Origin of the sequence: Streptomyces sennicomposti (genome assembly GCF_019890635.1) — a bacterium.
Classification (GTDB): Bacteria; Actinomycetota; Actinomycetes; order Streptomycetales; family Streptomycetaceae; genus Streptomyces; species Streptomyces sennicomposti.
Window position 1 is genome coordinate 23,040 of the sequence record NZ_JAIOAB010000001.1, and the last position, 16,873, is coordinate 39,912.

Sequence of the window (16,873 nt, forward strand, 5' to 3'; positions counted from 1 at the left end):
CAGCCCCCACCGGCCCGCGGCCGACCGCGCCGGGCCACAAGCGACAGGCCCTCCTCCCGGTGCGGGAGAAGGGCCTGTGGCGCGGAGGGAACCGGCGGTGGTGTCACTGACGGCGGATCGACGGGCTGAGGGCGGCCGCCAGGGTGCAGAGCAGCAGGGCCGCCGAGACGCCCAGCAGGACCGTGCCGGTACTGAAGGCCGCCAGGAGGAAGCCGGCTGCCAGGGCGCCGAGGGAGTTGGCGCCCCAGGAGGACAGCATGACGGCGCTCATCGCCTTGCCGTGGATCTCGTCGGGCACCAGCTGCGCCATGTACGCGCCGGCGCCGACGTTGAGCGCCGCACCGGCCGCGGACATCGCGGCGTACAGCACGAGCATCGCCCAGTACCGCGTGGTGAGGGCCGCCACGGGCACCAGCACCGACCAGGTCGCCAGCGTGCCGATGAGGATGTTCGGCAGGCGGATCCCGGTCAGGAGCTTGCCGCCCGAGAGCGCGCCGACGACCCCGCCGACGCCCGAGACCAGGCCGATCAGACCGACCTGCGCCGCCGAGCCGCCCTGGTCCTTGATGACCACCAGCGGGGCCATGTTGACGATCTGGAAGAGGAGGTTGGTGACCGCCACCACGCCGATCGCCGCGCGCAGGAACTTCTGGCCCCACAGCCAGGACAGCCCCTGCATCACCTCCGCCTTCCAGTCCCGCTCCCCCGGCGCGCGCTCCTCCTGGAACGGCGTCTTGACCAGCCGGAGGTTGATCAGGGACAGCAGATGGCCGGCCGCGACCGCCCCGAAGGGCAGCCAGCCGGCGACGGCGAACGCGGCGCCGCCGACCGGCTGCCCGAGCAGGCCCGCGGCCCGGCCGCGCGCCTCGTTCTGGGCGAGGGCGGACGGCAGATGGTCCTCGTGGACGACGTTCCTGACGGCGGTGCGCTCCGCCAGCTGGTAGAAGATCGTCGCCGCTCCGTCCACGAAGGCGGCGACGAGGAGGTGCGGCAGCCACACCGCGTCGGCCACGATCGCGGCCACCACACTGACCATGGTGGCGAGCCCGACCATGTTGCACACGAGCATGAGACGGCGCCGGTCCCAGCGGTCGACCACGACGCCGGCCGGCAACTGCAGGACCAGCATGGGCAGCAGCCCGGCGAAGGCGACGAGACCGGCGTCCGCGGCCGTGCCGTCGCCCCACAGGACCAGCAGCGGATACGCGATCACGCCGATGCGCGCGCCGAATTGGGTGGCCCCCGCGCCGGTCCACAGCAGCAGGAAGTCGCGGTTGCGCCGCAACGGCGGCGGCGCGCCGGCCCGGGCCGGCGCGCCGCTCGGTGTCGTCGTGGTCATCTGAGAGACACCTCATCCGTCTCGGCGGGATTCATCATGGGCGCGCCGTGGCACCACTCGAGGACCGCCATGGCGCTGTGCATCTTGTTCTCGGCCTGCTGGAAGGCCAGGCTCATCGGCCCGTCGAGGACCTCCGCGGTGACCTCCTCGCCCCGGTGGGCGGGCAGGTCGTGCAGGAAGACCGCGTCCGGGCTGCCCTTCCACAGCGACCGGTCGACCCGGAACGGCCGGAAGGTCTCCCGCCAGTCGGCGTCGGGCTTGCTGGTGCCCGTGGTCTGCCAGCGCGTGGTGTAGACGACGTCGAAGCCGCCGGGCGCGGGGTCCATCGCGTGCAGCTCGGTGACCTTGGCCCCGTACTGCCCGGCGTGGGTCTGGGCGCGCTCGAGGATCAGCGGGTCCAGGCCGTAGCCGGGTGGCGTACGCAGCTCCAGTTCCACCCCGGGGGTGCGGCCGAGCGCGAGCGCCAGGGCCGCCGCGGTGTTGTTGCCCTCGCCGACGTACAGGACGCGCAGCCCGTCGAGCGAGCCGAAGTGGCGGCGCAGCGTGGTCAGATCGGCCAGCCCCTGGGTGGGGTGCTCCTCCGCCGTCATCGCGTTGACCACCGGCAGACCGTGCCGGTCGGCCCACTCCTGGAGTTCGGCGGTCGGCTGCCCGGTGCGGGCGACGAGCAGGTCGAGCATGCCCGCGAGCACCCGGCCGGTGTCCCCGGCCGCCTCACCGGTGTTGGTCTGCAGATCACCGGGCCCGAAGCTGATCACCTGGGCGCCGAGCCGCAGCGCCGAGGACCAGAACGCGGTCCTGGTCCTCGTCGACGTCATCGCGAAGTAGACGCCCACCACCTGCCCGGCCAGCGGCTGCCGGTGGACGGAGGTGCCCGCGCTGTGGGAGACGCCCCGGCGCACGATCTGCTCCAGATCGTCGTCGCCGAGGTCCTCCAGGGACACCAGCTTGCGTACGGAACTCATCGGGCGGCGGCCATCCGGCGTCGCAGGCTCGCCGGACGCAGGTCGGTCCAGATCAGGCCGATCCGCTCCAGGCACTCGGCCTTGGTGCCCTCGGTGCCCTCCTGGCGCCAGCCGGCCGGAAGGTCCCGGTCGGCCCACCAGATGGAGTACTGCTCCTCGTCGTTCAGTACCACGAGGTAACGGCGGTCGTCGGTTTCCTCAGCGTGCATTTCCTGCCTCCGGTGAACAGGTGAGCGAACAAGGGGTCCATGCGAGGACGGACCCTGCCGAGTCTTCGGAGACCGCCATAACCGAGCCATATTCGCTGTGCATTCAGGACATCTCAACTAGCCGTCGTCGCAGCATGGTTGGGATATAGATCGGACATCTACCGTCCCGTGCATGCATATGGGAACGCCAATGGTGCGGCTCGAGGCCGTCAGCAGAGGATTCGGCAAACGGGACAACCGGGTCAACGCCCTCAACGAGGTGACGGTCGACTTCCCCGAGGGCGCCTTCACCGCGGTGATGGGCCCCTCCGGCTCGGGCAAGTCGACGCTGCTGCAGTGCGCGGCGGGCATCGACCGGGTCGACTCCGGCGAGGTCACGCTCGCCGGCACCCCCCTGGCCGGCCTGAGCGAGACCGCCCTGACGAAGCTCCGGCGCCACCATGTGGGCTTCATCTTCCAGGCCTTCAACCTCGTCCCGTCCCTGACCGCACGGCAGAACGTGGCTCTGCCGCTGATGCTCGCGGGCGAGAAGCCCAAGCGGAAGGACGTGGACGGGGCACTGGAACGGCTCGGTCTGGGCGAGCGCAAGCAGCACCGCCCCGGCGAGCTGTCCGGCGGCCAGCAGCAGCGCGTCGCGATCGCGCGGGCGCTGCTCACCCGCCCGAAGGTGCTGTTCGCCGACGAGCCGACCGGCGCCCTGGACTCCAAGTCGTCGCGTCAGGTCATGGAGCGGCTGCGTGAACTCGTCGACCAGGACGGACAGACGATCATCATGGTGACGCACGACCCGGTCGCCGCGTCCGTCGCCGACCAGATCGTCTTCCTCGCGGACGGCAGGATCGCCGGCTGGCTCGAGTCGCCGACTCCCGAGCTGGCCGCCGAGCGCATCACCAAGCTGGAGAAGTCATGGTGAGGCTGGCGCTCGCGACCGTGCGGGCTCGTGCCGTCTCCTTCGCGGGGGCGTTCGTGGCGCTGGCGCTCGGCGTCGGCGTCATCGCCATGATGATCCTCGCCCTGTGGGCCGTCGGCACCAGCGTCAAGTCGGGGCCGCAGCGCTACGCCGACGCCCCGACCGTGGTCACCGAGCCGGTCGTCTACCGGCTGACCGACGGGGACGACGGTGATCCCAGGGAGTTCCCGATCACCCGCCCGGGCGACCTCCCGGCAGCCACCGTGACCGCGCTGGCGAAGACCGGCAGGACGGTCGAGGACCGGTCGTTCCCCGCCCGCGTCGCGGACGGCCCCGGCGACCAGGTCGGGCACGCCTGGTCGGCCGCCGCGTTCACCCCCTACGAGCTGGCCGAGGGCCGAGCCCCGCGCGCCGCCGACGAGATCGTGGTCGGCGGCGGCGACCCGTCCCTGGTGGGCGACACGGTCGGGGTCTTTGTGGCCGGCGGCGTCCGCCACTACAAGGTGGTCGGCGTCACCGAACTGGTCCGGTTCGAGAACGCCGTGTTCTTCACCGACGCCGAGGCGAGGAGACTGTCGCCCGGCGTCCAGGCCGTCGTGGCGTACGGAGCGCCCGACCGGGTCCGTGCGGCGGCGCCCGGCACCAGCGTGCTGACCGGCGACGACCGGCTGTTCGCCGAGGTCGACCAGGAGGGCGGCCGCGAACAGCTGCTGGACGCCGAGGGCATGGCGGGCACCTCGCTGATGATCGTGGCGTTCGTCGCGGTCTTCGTCCTGGTCGCCACGTTCGCGTTCGTCGTCGACCAGCGCCGCCGCGAACTCGCCCTGTTCCGCTCCATCGGGGCGACCCCCGGGCAGGTGCGGCGGATGGTCATCACCGAGGCGCTGCTGCTGGCCGCGTTCGCCTCCGCGGTGGGCTGTGCGATCGGCTCCCAAGGGACCGCGCCGCTGCAGCACTTCATGATCGACCAGGGCATCGCCCCCGGCTGGTTCGAGATCGGCTTCGTCTGGCCGCCGCTGATCATCGCCTTCGCGGTCGGTCTGTTCACCGCGCTCGTCGGCACCGCCGCGGTGTCGTGGAAGGCGGGCCGGGTCAAGCCCGCCGAGGCGCTGCGCGAGGCGACCGGCAAGCGCCGGGTGCTCGCCCCCTTCCGCATCCTGACGGGTCTGGTGCTGCTCGCGCTCGGCCTGCAACAGGGCGCCTCCGCCATGAACAACCCGCTCACCGCGATGAGCATGCAGAGCTTCTTCCCGGTTCCGGTGCTGATCGTCGGCGCCTGCGCGCTGCTGACGCCGCTGCTGCTGCGCCCGGTGCTGTTCCTCGCCTCCTGGCCGCTGAGCAGGCTCGGGGCGGGAGCCATGATCGTACGAGAGGGTGTGCTGTTCGCCAGCCGCCGCACCTCGTCGGTGGCGGCGCCCGTGGTCATCGCCATCGGGCTCGGCGGCGCCCTGCTGACGGCTCCGCTCGCCGCGGGCGCCGCGGGCAACGCGGATCTCCAGGCGCAGACCAGGGCGGACTTCACCGTGGTCGCCGACGACGGCGCGACCATCAGCCCCGCGGCCGCGCAGAAGGTGCGCGAGGTGCCGGGCGCCGAGGCCGCCGTGCTCACCTTCGGCGAACTGCGGCTGTCCGGCGAGCACAAGCGTTACATCGGCACGCTGTCCACCTGGGCGGTGGATCCGTCGGCGCTGGCCGCCACCCAGGCCCTGAAGGTCGACTCCGGCTCGCTCGACCGGTTCGGCAGCGATCAGCTGGTGCTCGACAAGGCGACCGCCGACGAGTTCGGCATGAAGGTCGGCGACAAGGTGACGGCCGGGCTGCCCGACGGCACGACGACGAACCTGACGGTCGCGGCGCTCACCGGGGCCTCCGTGCTCGGTGAGCGCGGCTATGTGTCCGCCGATCACGCGGCCGGCGGCGAGCCGTCCAGGATCGACGTCAAGGTGGACGAGGGCGCCGACGCCGCCGCGGTGGCCGCCGCGCTGCGCAAGGCGGTGGCGGGCCAGCCCGCCGAGGTCGCGCCGATGGACGAGTACCTGGACCGCATGCGCGCCGAGAAGCAGGACCAGGCGCAGCTCGCGACCCGGATCGTGTTCGGGCTCGCCATGGGCTACGCGCTGCTCTCGCTCGCCAACACCCTGGTGATGGCGGCCCCCGGCCGGCGCAGGGAACTCGCGGGACTGAACCTGACGGGCGCCACCCGGCGCGAGACGCTCAAGTTCGTCGGCGCGGAGACCGCGGTCGCGGTGGTCGCCGGAGGCATCCTCGGCGCGATCGCCGCGGGACTGGTGATCGTCGCCCAGCGGGCCGCGCTCACCGAACTGGCCGACCACTTCGCCTTCTCCGTGCCGTGGGCGTCCATCGCCGGCATCGCCGCCGTCTGCGGGGTGGTCGCGGTGGTCGTCGCCGTCGTCGCCACCCGCTTCTTCCTGCGCGGCCGGCTGCTCGACCTGGTCGGCAAGGGCGAGTAGCGCCGCGAGGGCGAGGCGGGCACACGCAAGGGGCGGGATCCACCGGGGATCCCGCCCCTCTCGCACGTCCGGCCGGTTCAGACCGCGTCCTCGACGATCCGGCAGAGCTCGTCGGTCGGATCGTCGACGAAGTAGTGGTCGCCCTTCACCTCCTCGACCGTGAAGCCGCCGATGGTGTGCGCCTTCCAGCGTTCCATCTCCTCGACGCCGCAGCCGTGGTCGGCGCTGCCGGCGATCGCGGTGACCGGGCAGGTCACCTTGGCGCCGGGCCGGGCCGCGTACGTCTCCGACATGGTGAGGTCAGCGGCCAGCGACGGCGCCGCCAACTGCCACAGGTCCGGGTCGGACACGGCCTGCCGGGCGGTGTCGCCCGCCCGCCGCGCCCAGGAGCGCAGCACGGCGTCGTCACGGAAGTCGCGTCCGCTCGGCCGGTGGTCGGCGGGCGCCCGGCGGGCGGAGACGAACAGCCGGGTCACCGGGGAGGGGAACCTCGGCAGCATCCGGCGGGCCACCTCGAAGCCGACGGTGGCGCCCAGGCTGTGCCCGAACAGGGCCGGCGGCGGGCCGTCCAGCGCGGTCAGTTCGTCCGCGATCCGGTCGGCGAGGGCCGCCAGGTCGTCGATCGGGGCCTCGGACCGCCGGTCCTGGCGGCCCGGGTACTGCACGGCCACGACCTCGATCCGGGGCGTCAACCGCTGGGCCAGCGCACGGTAGAGGCCCGCACCGCCGCCTGCGTAAGGAAGGCAGACCAGGCGGACACGGGCCTCGGGGCGCTCGATGAACGTCCGGAACCAGCTCACTCCAGACCTGCCGGGACCAGCGGCTCGGCCATGGCGACGGCTATCCTGCGCGGGCCGGTGAACGGCTCGCGGCCGTGCGCCGCCAGCATGTTGTCGACGAGCAGGACGTCGCCGCGCTCCCAGTCGAATCTGCGGGAGGCGGCGCGGTAGCGGTCGCGCAGGTGGGCGACGACGTCGTCGGGGATCGTGCCGCCGTCGCCGTAGTAGCTGTTGGTCGGCAGGCCGCGGTCCCCGAAGAGTTCGAGCAGGCCTTCGCGTACGTCCTCGGGCAGCGTGCTGTTGTGGAAGAACGTGATGTGGTTGAACCACACGGGCTCGCCGGTCACCGGGTGCCGGTGCACGGCCTGGCGGACGCCCTCGGTGCGCAGCACGTCGCCGTCCTCCCAGGACCAGTTCAGATCCCGGGTCTCGCAGAGCCGGGCGATCTCGGCCTTGTCCTCGGTGCCGAAGGAGATCCGCCAGTCGACGCCGAAGCGCGGCCGGTAGTTGCGCACGACCATCCAGCCGCGCTCCTCGAACTCCGCGCGGACCGCCGGGTCGATCGACCGGTGGATCTCGCGGATGTCGGCGAGCGGGGTCGCTCCCCGGGTGAGGGGCGGCTCGACGCAGGTGAAGAAGAGGACGCCCGGCCAGGACGCCTGGTACGAGTTCTCGTTGTGCAGGAAGATCTCCTCGTCCGGCGGGTAGTCGGTCGAGGTGTAGATGTTCCCCTTCAGTGCGGTGCGGGGGGAGGACTGCTCCGCGTACTCGAGCGGCGGCCCCGAGAACGCCCGGACCGTCGCGTCCACCTCCCGCAGCAGATCGGGGCCCGCGGCGAAGCCGCGCAGCAGCACGGCGCCGTGCCGGGTCAGCTCGGTGCGCAGCAGGTCGCGGTGGCGGCCGGCGTACTCGGCGAGGGCCGGGCCGCCGGGGCCGCCTTGGATGACATGGGGCAGGCTCATGAGATCTCCGATTTCTCTTCCTTGTCGCGGACGTTGTCGAAGGTCTTGCCGAGGGGTTCGCCGAACGGTTCTCCGGCCTCCGGCCGCCAGTTGAGGCGCAGCTGTTCCTCGGCGGTGTGCTCGATCCTGTTCATGGCCATGCGCAGGAACGGCGGGGCCATCAGCGAGGTGACGACGGCGACGAGCACGATCGAGGTGTAGGCGGAGCTGTTGAGGACGCCGAGCCGCAGGCCGGCCATCGCGACGATCACCTCGATCACGCCCCGGGCGTTCATGCCGGCGGCGCAGGCCAACGCCTCCCACCGGGTCAGGCCACTGGCGAGCGCGCCGATCCCGGCGCCGGCGAACTTGCCGGCAACGGCGAGGAGCAGGATGGTCGCGGCGAACGCGGCGACCTCGGGGTCGGCCAGCGCGGTCAGGTCCATCCGCAGACCGGCCAGGGCGAAGAACAGGGGGGCCAGGACGGTCAGGACGACCGTGCGCAGCGGCGCCAGGGCCTCCGGGCGCGGCAGCACCGACGCGATCACCACGCCGCAGACGAAGGCGCCGAACACCGCCTCCAGCCTCAGGGCCTGGGTGCCGGCCGAACCCAGCAGGATGATCACCACCGCAGGGCCGAGCACCGGGCCGCGCCGGAACACCGCGCGGGCCAGCGGCCGCAGCACGAACGCGGCGAACAGGACCACGGCGGCGATCGTGAGGGCGGAGCCGACGACGGTGCCGGTGCGCAGGCCGGTGGTGGCCATCGCGGACACCACGGACAGCATCATCCAGCCGAAGACGTCGTCGATGACGGCCGCGGTCAGCGTCAGCTGGCCGACGTTGCGGTGCAGCAGATTCATGTCGAGGAGCGTCTTGGCGATGACGGGGATGGCGCTCACGCACATGGCGACGCCGAGGAACAGCGCGACGACGGTGCGGTCCCCGCCCGGCGACAGCAGGGACAGCGGGACGACGAAGCCCGCCGCGACCCCGAGGGCGAGCGGGATCAGCAGTCCGCCGATGCTGACCCTGGCCGCGGTGGCGCCCCGTTTGCGCACCATCCGCAGGTCGAGTTCGGTGCCGGAGCAGCCGACGAGCAGCAGTACGCCGAGCAGGCCCGCGGCGTCGAGCAGATGCAGCTGCTCGGTGCTCGGGCCGTCCCAGATCCCGAGGGCGCCCAGCACCGAGGGGCCGAGCAGCACGCCGGCGCTCAGCTCCCCGACGATCGCGGGCAGGCCCACCCGCCGGGCCAGCCCGCCGAGGACGACGGCGGTGGCCAAAAGCGCGCCCGCCTGGAGGAGGAAGGACGTCACACTGTCCGCGGGAAGAGGCACCACCGGCGCCACGGCTCTCTGCATGCGGCCGAGCGTCAATTCGGGGGCAATCGACCGTCCATATTTCTTCCATACCGCCCGGGCGCCGCCGGCATAACCGTTCCGCTATAGGCCTCTGATAGCCGGGACGCGCACGATCTCGGCCATGGAATACGAACTGCGGCTTCCGCTCTCCCCGGCTCAGCAGGGCGTCTGGTTCGCCCACCAGCTGGACGCCTCGGGGCAGCGCTACAACTGCGGTGAGCTCATTGACATCCGCGGTGACCTGGACCCTGAGGTCCTCAGGCAGGCCTGGGTCCGGCTGCGCGCCGAGACCGAGGTGCTGCGCGTGTCGTCGATCGGCGAGGAGAGCGAGGGCCTTAAGCAGTACGTCGTCGCGGCCTCGCCCGAACTTCCGCCGCTGATCGATCTGAGCGGTTCCCCCGATCCTCAGGAAGCCGCCCGGGAATGGACGGAAGCCGATCTGGCGAAGTCCGTCGATCTGGAAAAGGGGCCGCTCTCGCACGCGGTCGTATTCCTTCTGGGACCGGCGCGCCTGTTCTTCTATTACCGGATCCACCACATTCTCGTGGACGCCTACGCGGTGCATCTGCTGCGCAGCCGGCTCGCCGAACTGTGCGGCGCGGAACCGGGCCCCACGGGCTTCGAGCCGCTGCGGACGCTGCTCGACGAGGACGCGGCCTACCGCTCCTCGCCGCGGTTCGAGGCCGACCGCCGCTACTGGACCGAACGCTTCGCGGACCGCCCCGAACCCGTCCTGCTGCCCGGCGTCCCCCCGGCCGGCGACCGGCCGCCGCGGCTGCGCCGGGACCACGCGGTGCCCGCCGCGGGCCGCGCCGCGCTCGCCGAGGCCGCCCAGAGGCTCGGCACCACCTGGCAGACCCTCCTCGTCGCCGCGACCGCCGCCTACGTGCGGCGGCTGACCGGCCTGACGGACGTGATCCTCGGCCTCCCGGTCTCCGGCCGGCGCAGCCCGCGCTCCCGGCAGGTGCCCGCGATGGCGACCGGCACGGTCGCGCTGCGCCTGGCGGTGCCGCTGGAGGCGAGCCTCGCCGATCTGGTGCCCGTGGTGGCCGAGGAGGTCGGGGCCGCGCTGCGGCACGAGCGCTACCGGCACGAGGACCTGTGCCGTGAGCTGGGCCTCGGCGGACGTGAGGGCGGCCTGTTCGGGCCGCTGGTGAACTTCATGCCGTACGAGCGCGACCTGGACTTCGGCGGCGCCGCGGGCCGGGTGACCAACCTCGCCTCGGGCCCCGCCCCCGACCTCTCCGTGGCGGTCAGCGGCCGCGCCGACGGCTCGCCCGGCGCGCTGGTCTTCGACGCGAACCCCGAGCTGCACGACGCGCACGGCCTGGCCCTGCACGCCGCGCGGCTCGCCGCGTTCGTCCAGCGGGCGGCCGCCTCCCCCGGCACCCCGGTCGGCGACCTCGACCTGCTGGCCCCCTACGAGCGGGCGACGCTGCTGGTGCGGCGGGCCCCCGCCGCCGCGGACGGCGTCGACGTGCCCGGACTCGTGGCGGCGCAGACCGCCGCGGCGCCCGCGATCGAGTGCGGGGCGCAGACCCTGACCTACGGCGAACTGAACGCCCGCGCCGACGCGTTGGCCGCGTCGCTGCGCGCCCGGGGCGCGGGTCCCGGCACCCACGTCGCCCTCCTGATGCCGCGCACCCCCGCTCTCGTCGTCGCGATGCTCGCCTGCCTGCGCGTCGGCGCCGCCTACCTCCCGGTCGACCCCGGCTACCCGCGGGAGCGGATCGACCATCTCCTGTCGGACGCCGCCCCCGTGTGCGTCCTCACCGAGGAGGGCCGGCCCGCCCCGGCGGACGCCGAGTTCGCCGCCCCCGACCCGGACACGGCCGCGTACGTCATCTACACCTCCGGCTCGACCGGTCGGCCCAAGGGCGTCGTCGTCCCGCACGGGGCGCTCGCCAACCTGGCTCTCGACCACGTCGAGCGGTTCGGGCTCGGTCCGGGCGGCCGCGTGCTGCAGTACCTCTCGCCGGGCTTCGACGCCGCGGGCGGCGACATCTGGCCGGCGCTGGTGTCCGGTGCCACGCTCGTGCTCGCGCCGGACGCCTCGGCGCTCGCCCCCGACGACCTCGCGGTGCTGCTGCGGGACGCGCGCATCACGCATCTGGCGCTGCCGACCGCGATCCTGGCCGGGCTGCCGGTGCTCGAACTGCCCGACCTGGCGGTGCTGATCGTCGGCGGCGAGGCCGTCGACGAGGCGCTCGTCGCCGCCTGGTCGCGCGGACGCCGCATGTTCAACATGTACGGCCCGACCGAGACGACCGTGGCGGCGACCGGAAGCCACCCGCTGCGCGGTCGGGGCCGCCCGCCCATCGGCCGCCCGATCGCGGGCGCCCGGGTGTACGTGCTCGACGAGCGGCTCGCGCCGGTGCCCACCGGCTGCCCCGGCGAGCTGTACATCGCCGGGGCCGGCGTCGCCCGCGGCTACCACGACCGCCCCGGGCTCACCGCGGAGAGGTTCCTGCCCTGCCCCTTCGGCCCGCCCGGCGACCGGATGTACCGCACCGGGGACCGCGGCAGGTGGCGTCCGGACGGCCAGCTGGAGTACCTGGGCCGCGACGACGGGCAGTTCAAGCTGCGCGGCGTGCGGATCGAGGCCGGCGAGGTCGAGGCCGTGCTCGGGCGCCACCCAGCGGTCCGCGCGGCGGCCGTGGCGATCCGCGAGGACCGCCCCGGGGCCCGGCGCCTGGTCGGCTATCTGACCGCGGCCGGTGAGCTGGACCCCGCCGAGGTCAAGGAACTCGCCCGGCGCGCCCTGCCCGAGGCCATGGTGCCTTCGGCGCTCGTCGTCCTCGACGAGTTCCCGCTGACCCCGCACGGCAAGGTCGACCACCGCGCGCTGCCCGCACCGCCCGAGGAGCGGGAGGAGCCGGACCTGCCGCGCTCCCCGCTGGAGCGGACGCTGTGCGCGCTCTTCGCCGAGGTGCTCGGCCTCGAACAGATCGGCATCCAGGCCTCGTTCTTCGACCGCGGCGGCGACAGCATCATGGCGCTGCAACTGGTCAGCCGCGCCCGCCGGGCCGGCATCGAGGTCACCTCGCGCGAGGTGTTCCTGCACCCGACCGTGGCCGCCCTGGCCGAGGTCGCCGGCGAGCTGCGCGAGGACACGGCCGCCGAGCCCGCGGGCGCGGGCGTCGGCGAGCTGCCGCTCACCCCGATCGTGGCGTGGCTGGCCGAACAGGACGTCCCCACCTCCCGGTTCAGCCAGTCGGTGCTGCTGCGCACGCCCGCCGACGCCTCGTACGAGACGCTCGCCGGGGGGCTGCGGACCCTGATCGACCACCACGACGCGCTGCGGCTGCGGCTGCACGACGGCCGGCGCCTGGAGGTCGGCCCGCCCGGCACGGTCGCCCCGCGGCTGTCCGTCGCGCAGACGGGCGAGGCGCCGTCGGACGAGCAGCGCGACGCGGCCAGGGCCCGGCTGGACCCCGCCGCGGGCGTCCTGCACCAGGCCGTCTGGTTCCCCGGCGGCCCCGGCGCGCCGGGACGGCTCGAACTGACCCTGCACCACCTGGCGGTGGACGGCGTCTCCTGGCGGATCCTGATCCAGGACCTGGCCTGCGCGATGACCGGCGATCCGCTGCCCGCGGTGGGCACGTCACTGCGCACCTGGGCCACCCGGCTCACCGGGACGGCGCCGGGGCGGGCCGCGGAGCTCCCGCTGTGGGAGGAGATCGCCGCGACCGCCGACCCGCGGACCGCGGCCCGCGATCTCGACCCGGCGACCGACCTGTTCGCCACCGCCCGCACCCTCGCCCTGACGCTCTCCCCCGAGACCACCGGCGCGCTGCTCATCGACGTGCCGGCCGCCTTCCGCGCGGGCGTCGCCGACGTCCTGCTCACCGGACTCGCCCTGGCCTACCGCCGCTGGCGCGGCGCGGACGGGCCGGTGCTCTGCGACCTGGAGGGCCACGGCCGCGAGGACCTCTTCGCCGGGGCCCGGCTCGACCGCACGGTGGGCTGGTTCACCAGCATGTACCCCGCACGCCTGGACGTGGGCGCGGTGGACTGGGCCGACGTCCAAGCCGCCGGGCCGGCCCTCGGCGACGCGCTCAAGCGGGTCAAGGAGCAGCTGCGCGCCCTGCCCGACCACGGCATCGGCTACGGTCTGCTGCGCCATCTGCACGAGCCCTCGCGCGGCCGGCTCGCCGCGTTCCCGGCCCCCCGGATCGGCTTCAACTACCTGGGCCGCTTCTCCTCGGGGCAGGAGGCCGACTGGGGCCTGACCGACGGCGGGTTCCACGCCGACGCCGACCCGCGGATGCCGTTCGCCCACGAGCTGGAGCTGGTCGCGGCCACCTTCGACGGCCCGGCGGGGCCCGAGCTGACCGTCACCGTGCACTGGCCCGAGGGCCTCTTCGACGAGGACCGGATCGCCGCGCTGACCGGGCTGCTGCGCGAGGCGCTCGAAGGCCTGGCCCGGCACGGCTCCGGCCCCTGCGCCGGCGGTCTCACCCCGTCCGACGTACCGCTGGTCGCACTGGGCCAGCCGGAGATCGACGAACTGGCCGACGCGTACGGCCCGCTGGCCGACCTGCTGCCGCTGTCCCCGCTGCAGGAAGGGTTCCTCAACCACAGCATGCGCACCGAGCGGACGCTCGACGTGTACGCGGCGCAGCTCGGCATCGATCTGGAAGGCCCGCTGGACCCCGCCCGGATGCGGGCCGCGGCGCAGGCCTGCCTGGACCGGCACACCACTTTGCGGGCCGCCTTCCACTACGGCGATCTCGACGAGCCGGTGCAGGTGATCCCCGAGCGGGTCGCGCTGCCCTGGCTGGAGACCGATCTGTCGGACCGGCCCGACGCGGACGCGGAGGCCCGCCGGCTCGCGGCCGCCGACCGCGGGGAGCGGTTCGACCTGGAGGCGCCGCCGCTGCTGCGGCTGCGGCTGGTGCGGCTCGGCGGCGACCGGTTCCGCCTGGTGCTGACCGCCCATCACATCGTCTGGGACGGCTGGTCCGTCTCCGTCCTCGTACGGGAACTCTTCGCCCTGTATGCGGGCGCGCGGCTGCCGGCCGTGACGCCGTACGGGCGGTACGCGACCTGGCTCGCCGAGCGGGACCGCGCGGCGGCGGCCACCGCCTGGGGCGGGGCCCTGGCCGGGCTCGCGGGGCCGACCCTGGTGGGAGGAACCGGCGCGGCCGGGCAGCGCGAGGTGGCGCACGAGCTGGTGGTGCGCGAGCTGGACGAGGAGGCCACCCGGGCGCTCACCGCGCGGACCGCCGCCCACGGACTGACGCTGAACACCGCCGTCCAGGGCGCCTGGGCGGTGGTGCTCGCCGAACTGACCGGCAGCCAGGACGTCGTCTTCGGCTCCTCGGTGTCCGGCCGGCCGCCGGAACTGCCCGGCGTCGAGGGCATGGTGGGGCTCTTCACCAACACCGTCCCGGTACGGGTCCGGTTCTCGCCCGGCGAACCGTTCGACACCCTGCTGCGGCGGCTGCAGCAGGAACAGGCGGCGCTGCAGCCGCACGACCATCTGGGCCTGGCCGAGATCCAGCGCGCGGCCGGCCTGCGCACGCTCTTCGACACGACGACGCTCTTCGTGAACTACCCGATGGACCCCTCCGCCTGGGAAGCGGCCCTCGGCGGGCAGCTGCGGATGCGCACGTTCGAAGCGGCGGACGACACCCATTTCCCGCTCCGGCTCGCGGCCGTCCCCGGCGCCCGGCTCTCGCTGCGGCTCGGGCACCGGCCCGACGCCTTCGGCCACGAGGAGGCACGGCGCCTGGTGGTCCGCTGCGCCCAGGTGCTCGAAGCGGTCGCGCTCGGCGCGGACCCCCTGCTCCGTGATCTGTCCGAACTCGTCCAGGAAGGCACACCATGACCGAGGACCACATATTCACCCTCACCCGGGCGGAGAGGGAGCGGACGAGGGAGGTCGCCGCGGCGCTCGCCGAGGTGGAGCCCGGCCTCGTCGACGACAGAGCCTGGCTCGACGCCTGCCGGGACATGTCCCAGCGGCTCCCGGAGCGGCTGCGCCGCCGGCTGCGCGCCTTCCGGCACGACCCGCGGCTCGACGGCATGCTGCTGGTCCGCAACCTGCCGGTGGCGTCCGTCCTCCCGCCCACCCCGGCCGTCGCCGGGTCCGTCGAGCGCAAGGCCACCCCGGCCGCCGGGACCACCGCCCTGGTGTCCATGCAGATCGGCGAGGTCATCGCCTACCGGGACGAGAAGAGCGGCGCCCTGGTGCAGAACGTGGTGCCGGTGCCCGGCCGGGAGACGCAGCAGAGCAACGCCGGGTCCGTGCCGCTGGAACTGCACGTCGAGAACGCCTTCCACCCGCACCGCCCCGACATGGTCGCGCTGTTCTGCGTCCGTCCCGACCACGACGGCGGCGCCGGACTGCGGGTCGCGTCGGTGCGGCGGGCGATCAGAATGCTTCCCGACGACATCCGCAAGGTGCTCGGCGAGGACCGGTTCCGCACCGAGGTGCCGCCGTCCTTCGGCGGCGGCCCCGAGGGGCGGGCGCCCCGCCACCCCGTCCTGAGCGGCGACTTCGACGACCCCGACGTCCGCGTCGACTTCCACGCCACCCGGCTCGCCGACGAGGAGGACGAGCAGGCGGCCGAGGCCATGACCGTGCTGCGGGCCGCCCTCGACACCATCACGCGCGCCGTGCACCTGCTCCCCGGCGACCTCGCCGTCGTGGACAACCGCGTCGCCCTGCACGGCAGGACCCACTTCGTGCCGCGCTACGACGGCGAGGACCGCTGGCTGCACCGCACCTTCATCCACCTCGACCACCGGCGCTCCCGCGCGATGCGGCAGGGCAACGGCCAGGTGCTGTCGTGAGGAGGAGCCTGCTCGTCGTCGCGGTCCTGCTCGCGGGCCTGGTGCCCACCCTGCCGGCGGCCGCGAAGACGGAGCCGGGGAAGCCGAAGGTGGCCGTGATCGGCACCGGCGGCACCATCACCGGCGTGGCCGGCGACCGGAGCGACTTCGAGGAGTACAAGGGCAGTTCGCTGCCGATCGCCGACATCGTCGAGAGCCTGCGCCCGGAGCTGGACGCGGTGGCCGACGTGACCTCCGCGGAGGGCCCGGAGCAGACGGCCATGACCGACTACTACGACCTGTCCCTCCAGGTCGACCGGGAACTGCGCACGGCGGACGCCGTGGTGGTCACCTCGGGCACCAAGTCCCTGGAGGAACTGGCCTACTTCCTCGATCTGACCGTGCGCAGCCCCAAGCCCGTCATCGTGACCGGCTCCATGCGGCCGTCCAACGTGTTCAGCGCGGACGGCCCCGCGAACCTCTACGACTCGATCGTGCTCGCCGCGAGCGAGCGCACCCGCTGCTTCGGCACGGTCGTCATGCTCGACGACGAGATCCTCGCCGCCCGCGAGGCCACCAAGACCAGCACGCTGCGCCTGGACACCTTCCAGGCCAGGGAGCAGGGGGTGCTCGGCACCGTCGACGGCAAGCGGATCAGGCTGCTGCGGGCGCCCGCGCGCATCCAGGACTGCGGCAAGAACAGCTGGCGCACCCCGTTCGACGTGTCGCGGATCAAGCGGGACGAGCTGCCCCGCACCGAGATCGTCTCCTCCTATCCGGACGCCGGCGGCGAGGCCATCACCGCCTTCGCCGAGGCGGGCGCCCGCGGCATCGTCGTCGCCGGCGATCCGTCGCCCGGCGAGGCCTCCGCGCTGCGCGGCGTCCTCGGCGAGGGCGTGACGGTCGTGGCCGCTGCCCGCACGGGCTCCGGCGCCGTGTACGAGGCGGGCGCCCCCGGCGTCCTGCCGGCCGAGGACCTGCTGCCGCAGAAGGCCCGGATCCTGCTGCTGCTCACGCTCGCCACCACCCGGGAGCCCGAGGACGTCGCGAAGCGGTTCGCGCGCTACGGCGTCCCGCAGTTCACGTCCTGAACCGCCCCCGTCGAACCACTGGACCAC

At 73.7% G+C, this 16,873-nt stretch carries 11 protein-coding genes; 5 read left to right on the top strand and 6 right to left on the bottom strand.

Annotation, left to right across the window (positions count from 1 at the left end; all coding sequences use genetic code 11):
* Nucleotides 1-103: 103 nt before the first annotated feature.
* From K7787_RS00075 to K7787_RS00085, 3 genes are read right to left on the bottom strand one after another with little or no spacing between them, the layout of a single operon-like run.
* Nucleotides 104-1,339, bottom strand: a complete 1,236-nt coding sequence (locus K7787_RS00075) for an MFS transporter (protein ID WP_223000016.1) — start codon at nt 1,337-1,339, stop codon at nt 104-106.
* Nucleotides 1,336-2,304 carry an ornithine carbamoyltransferase gene (locus K7787_RS00080; protein WP_223000017.1) on the bottom strand — a complete coding sequence of 323 codons (969 nt, stop codon included), beginning with the start codon at nt 2,302-2,304 and terminating at the stop codon, nt 1,336-1,338. The genes K7787_RS00075 and K7787_RS00080 overlap by 4 nt, the downstream gene beginning before the upstream one ends.
* Complete coding sequence (locus tag K7787_RS00085; protein WP_009191144.1) at nt 2,301-2,513, bottom strand: MbtH family protein; 213 nt, start codon at nt 2,511-2,513, stop codon at nt 2,301-2,303. The genes K7787_RS00080 and K7787_RS00085 overlap by 4 nt, the downstream gene beginning before the upstream one ends.
* A gap of 190 nt (nt 2,514-2,703) precedes the next feature.
* Between K7787_RS00085 and K7787_RS00090 the strand changes: the two genes are divergently transcribed.
* Together K7787_RS00090 and K7787_RS00095 are read left to right on the top strand one after the other, a co-directional pair.
* The gene (locus K7787_RS00090; protein WP_106434005.1) at nt 2,704-3,426 is read left to right on the top strand and encodes an ABC transporter ATP-binding protein; all 723 of its coding nucleotides are present in this window, start codon (nt 2,704-2,706) and stop codon (nt 3,424-3,426) included.
* Entirely contained in the window at nt 3,420-5,894 is a 2,475-nt protein-coding gene (locus K7787_RS00095; protein WP_223000018.1) for an ABC transporter permease, read from the top strand. The genes K7787_RS00090 and K7787_RS00095 overlap by 7 nt, the downstream gene beginning before the upstream one ends.
* Before the next feature lie 77 nt (nt 5,895-5,971).
* On the opposite strand, the gene K7787_RS00100 is transcribed toward K7787_RS00095, so the two are convergent.
* Genes K7787_RS00100 through K7787_RS00110 form a run of 3 tightly spaced genes read right to left on the bottom strand, consistent with a single transcriptional unit; the run spans nt 5,972 to nt 8,975 of the window.
* Nucleotides 5,972-6,694 (bottom strand): thioesterase II family protein, encoded by a 723-nt coding sequence (locus K7787_RS00100; RefSeq protein WP_223000019.1) that lies wholly within the window; start codon nt 6,692-6,694, stop codon nt 5,972-5,974.
* Nucleotides 6,691-7,635 (bottom strand): TauD/TfdA family dioxygenase, encoded by a 945-nt coding sequence (locus tag K7787_RS00105; RefSeq protein ID WP_223000020.1) that lies wholly within the window; start codon nt 7,633-7,635, stop codon nt 6,691-6,693. The genes K7787_RS00100 and K7787_RS00105 overlap by 4 nt, the downstream gene beginning before the upstream one ends.
* The gene (locus K7787_RS00110; RefSeq protein ID WP_247720380.1) at nt 7,632-8,975 is read right to left on the bottom strand and encodes a cation:proton antiporter; all 1,344 of its coding nucleotides are present in this window, start codon (nt 8,973-8,975) and stop codon (nt 7,632-7,634) included. The genes K7787_RS00105 and K7787_RS00110 overlap by 4 nt, the downstream gene beginning before the upstream one ends.
* A gap of 121 nt (nt 8,976-9,096) precedes the next feature.
* Between K7787_RS00110 and K7787_RS00115 the strand changes: the two genes are divergently transcribed.
* Genes K7787_RS00115 through K7787_RS31490 form a run of 3 tightly spaced genes read left to right on the top strand, consistent with a single transcriptional unit; the run spans nt 9,097 to nt 16,846 of the window.
* Nucleotides 9,097-14,808 carry a non-ribosomal peptide synthetase gene (locus tag K7787_RS00115; protein ID WP_223000021.1) on the top strand — a complete coding sequence of 1,904 codons (5,712 nt, stop codon included), beginning with the start codon at nt 9,097-9,099 and terminating at the stop codon, nt 14,806-14,808.
* Nucleotides 14,805-15,776 carry a TauD/TfdA family dioxygenase gene (locus K7787_RS00120; protein WP_223000022.1) on the top strand — a complete coding sequence of 324 codons (972 nt, stop codon included), beginning with the start codon at nt 14,805-14,807 and terminating at the stop codon, nt 15,774-15,776. The genes K7787_RS00115 and K7787_RS00120 overlap by 4 nt, the downstream gene beginning before the upstream one ends.
* Complete coding sequence (locus tag K7787_RS31490; protein ID WP_164388528.1) at nt 15,773-16,846, top strand: asparaginase; 1,074 nt, start codon at nt 15,773-15,775, stop codon at nt 16,844-16,846. Before K7787_RS00120 ends, K7787_RS31490 begins: the two co-directional genes overlap by 4 nt.
* Nucleotides 16,847-16,873: the final 27 nt, after the last annotated feature.

Bases quoted from the DNA above. Each gene is read 5' to 3' on its own strand.
- K7787_RS00075 (WP_223000016.1), bottom strand. From the start codon at position 1,339: ATGACCACGACGACACCGAGCGGCGCGCCGGCCCGGGCCGGCGCGCCG.
- K7787_RS00080 (WP_223000017.1), bottom strand. From the start codon at position 2,304: ATGAGTTCCGTACGCAAGCTGGTGTCCCTGGAGGACCTCGGCGACGAC.
- K7787_RS00085 (WP_009191144.1), bottom strand. From the start codon at position 2,513: ATGCACGCTGAGGAAACCGACGACCGCCGTTACCTCGTGGTACTGAAC.
- K7787_RS00090 (WP_106434005.1), top strand. From the start codon at position 2,704: ATGGTGCGGCTCGAGGCCGTCAGCAGAGGATTCGGCAAACGGGACAAC.
- K7787_RS00095 (WP_223000018.1), top strand. From the start codon at position 3,420: ATGGTGAGGCTGGCGCTCGCGACCGTGCGGGCTCGTGCCGTCTCCTTC.
- K7787_RS00105 (WP_223000020.1), bottom strand. From the start codon at position 7,635: ATGAGCCTGCCCCATGTCATCCAAGGCGGCCCCGGCGGCCCGGCCCTC.
- K7787_RS00110 (WP_247720380.1), bottom strand. From the start codon at position 8,975: ATGCAGAGAGCCGTGGCGCCGGTGGTGCCTCTTCCCGCGGACAGTGTG.
- K7787_RS00115 (WP_223000021.1), top strand. From the start codon at position 9,097: ATGGAATACGAACTGCGGCTTCCGCTCTCCCCGGCTCAGCAGGGCGTC.
- K7787_RS00120 (WP_223000022.1), top strand. From the start codon at position 14,805: ATGACCGAGGACCACATATTCACCCTCACCCGGGCGGAGAGGGAGCGG.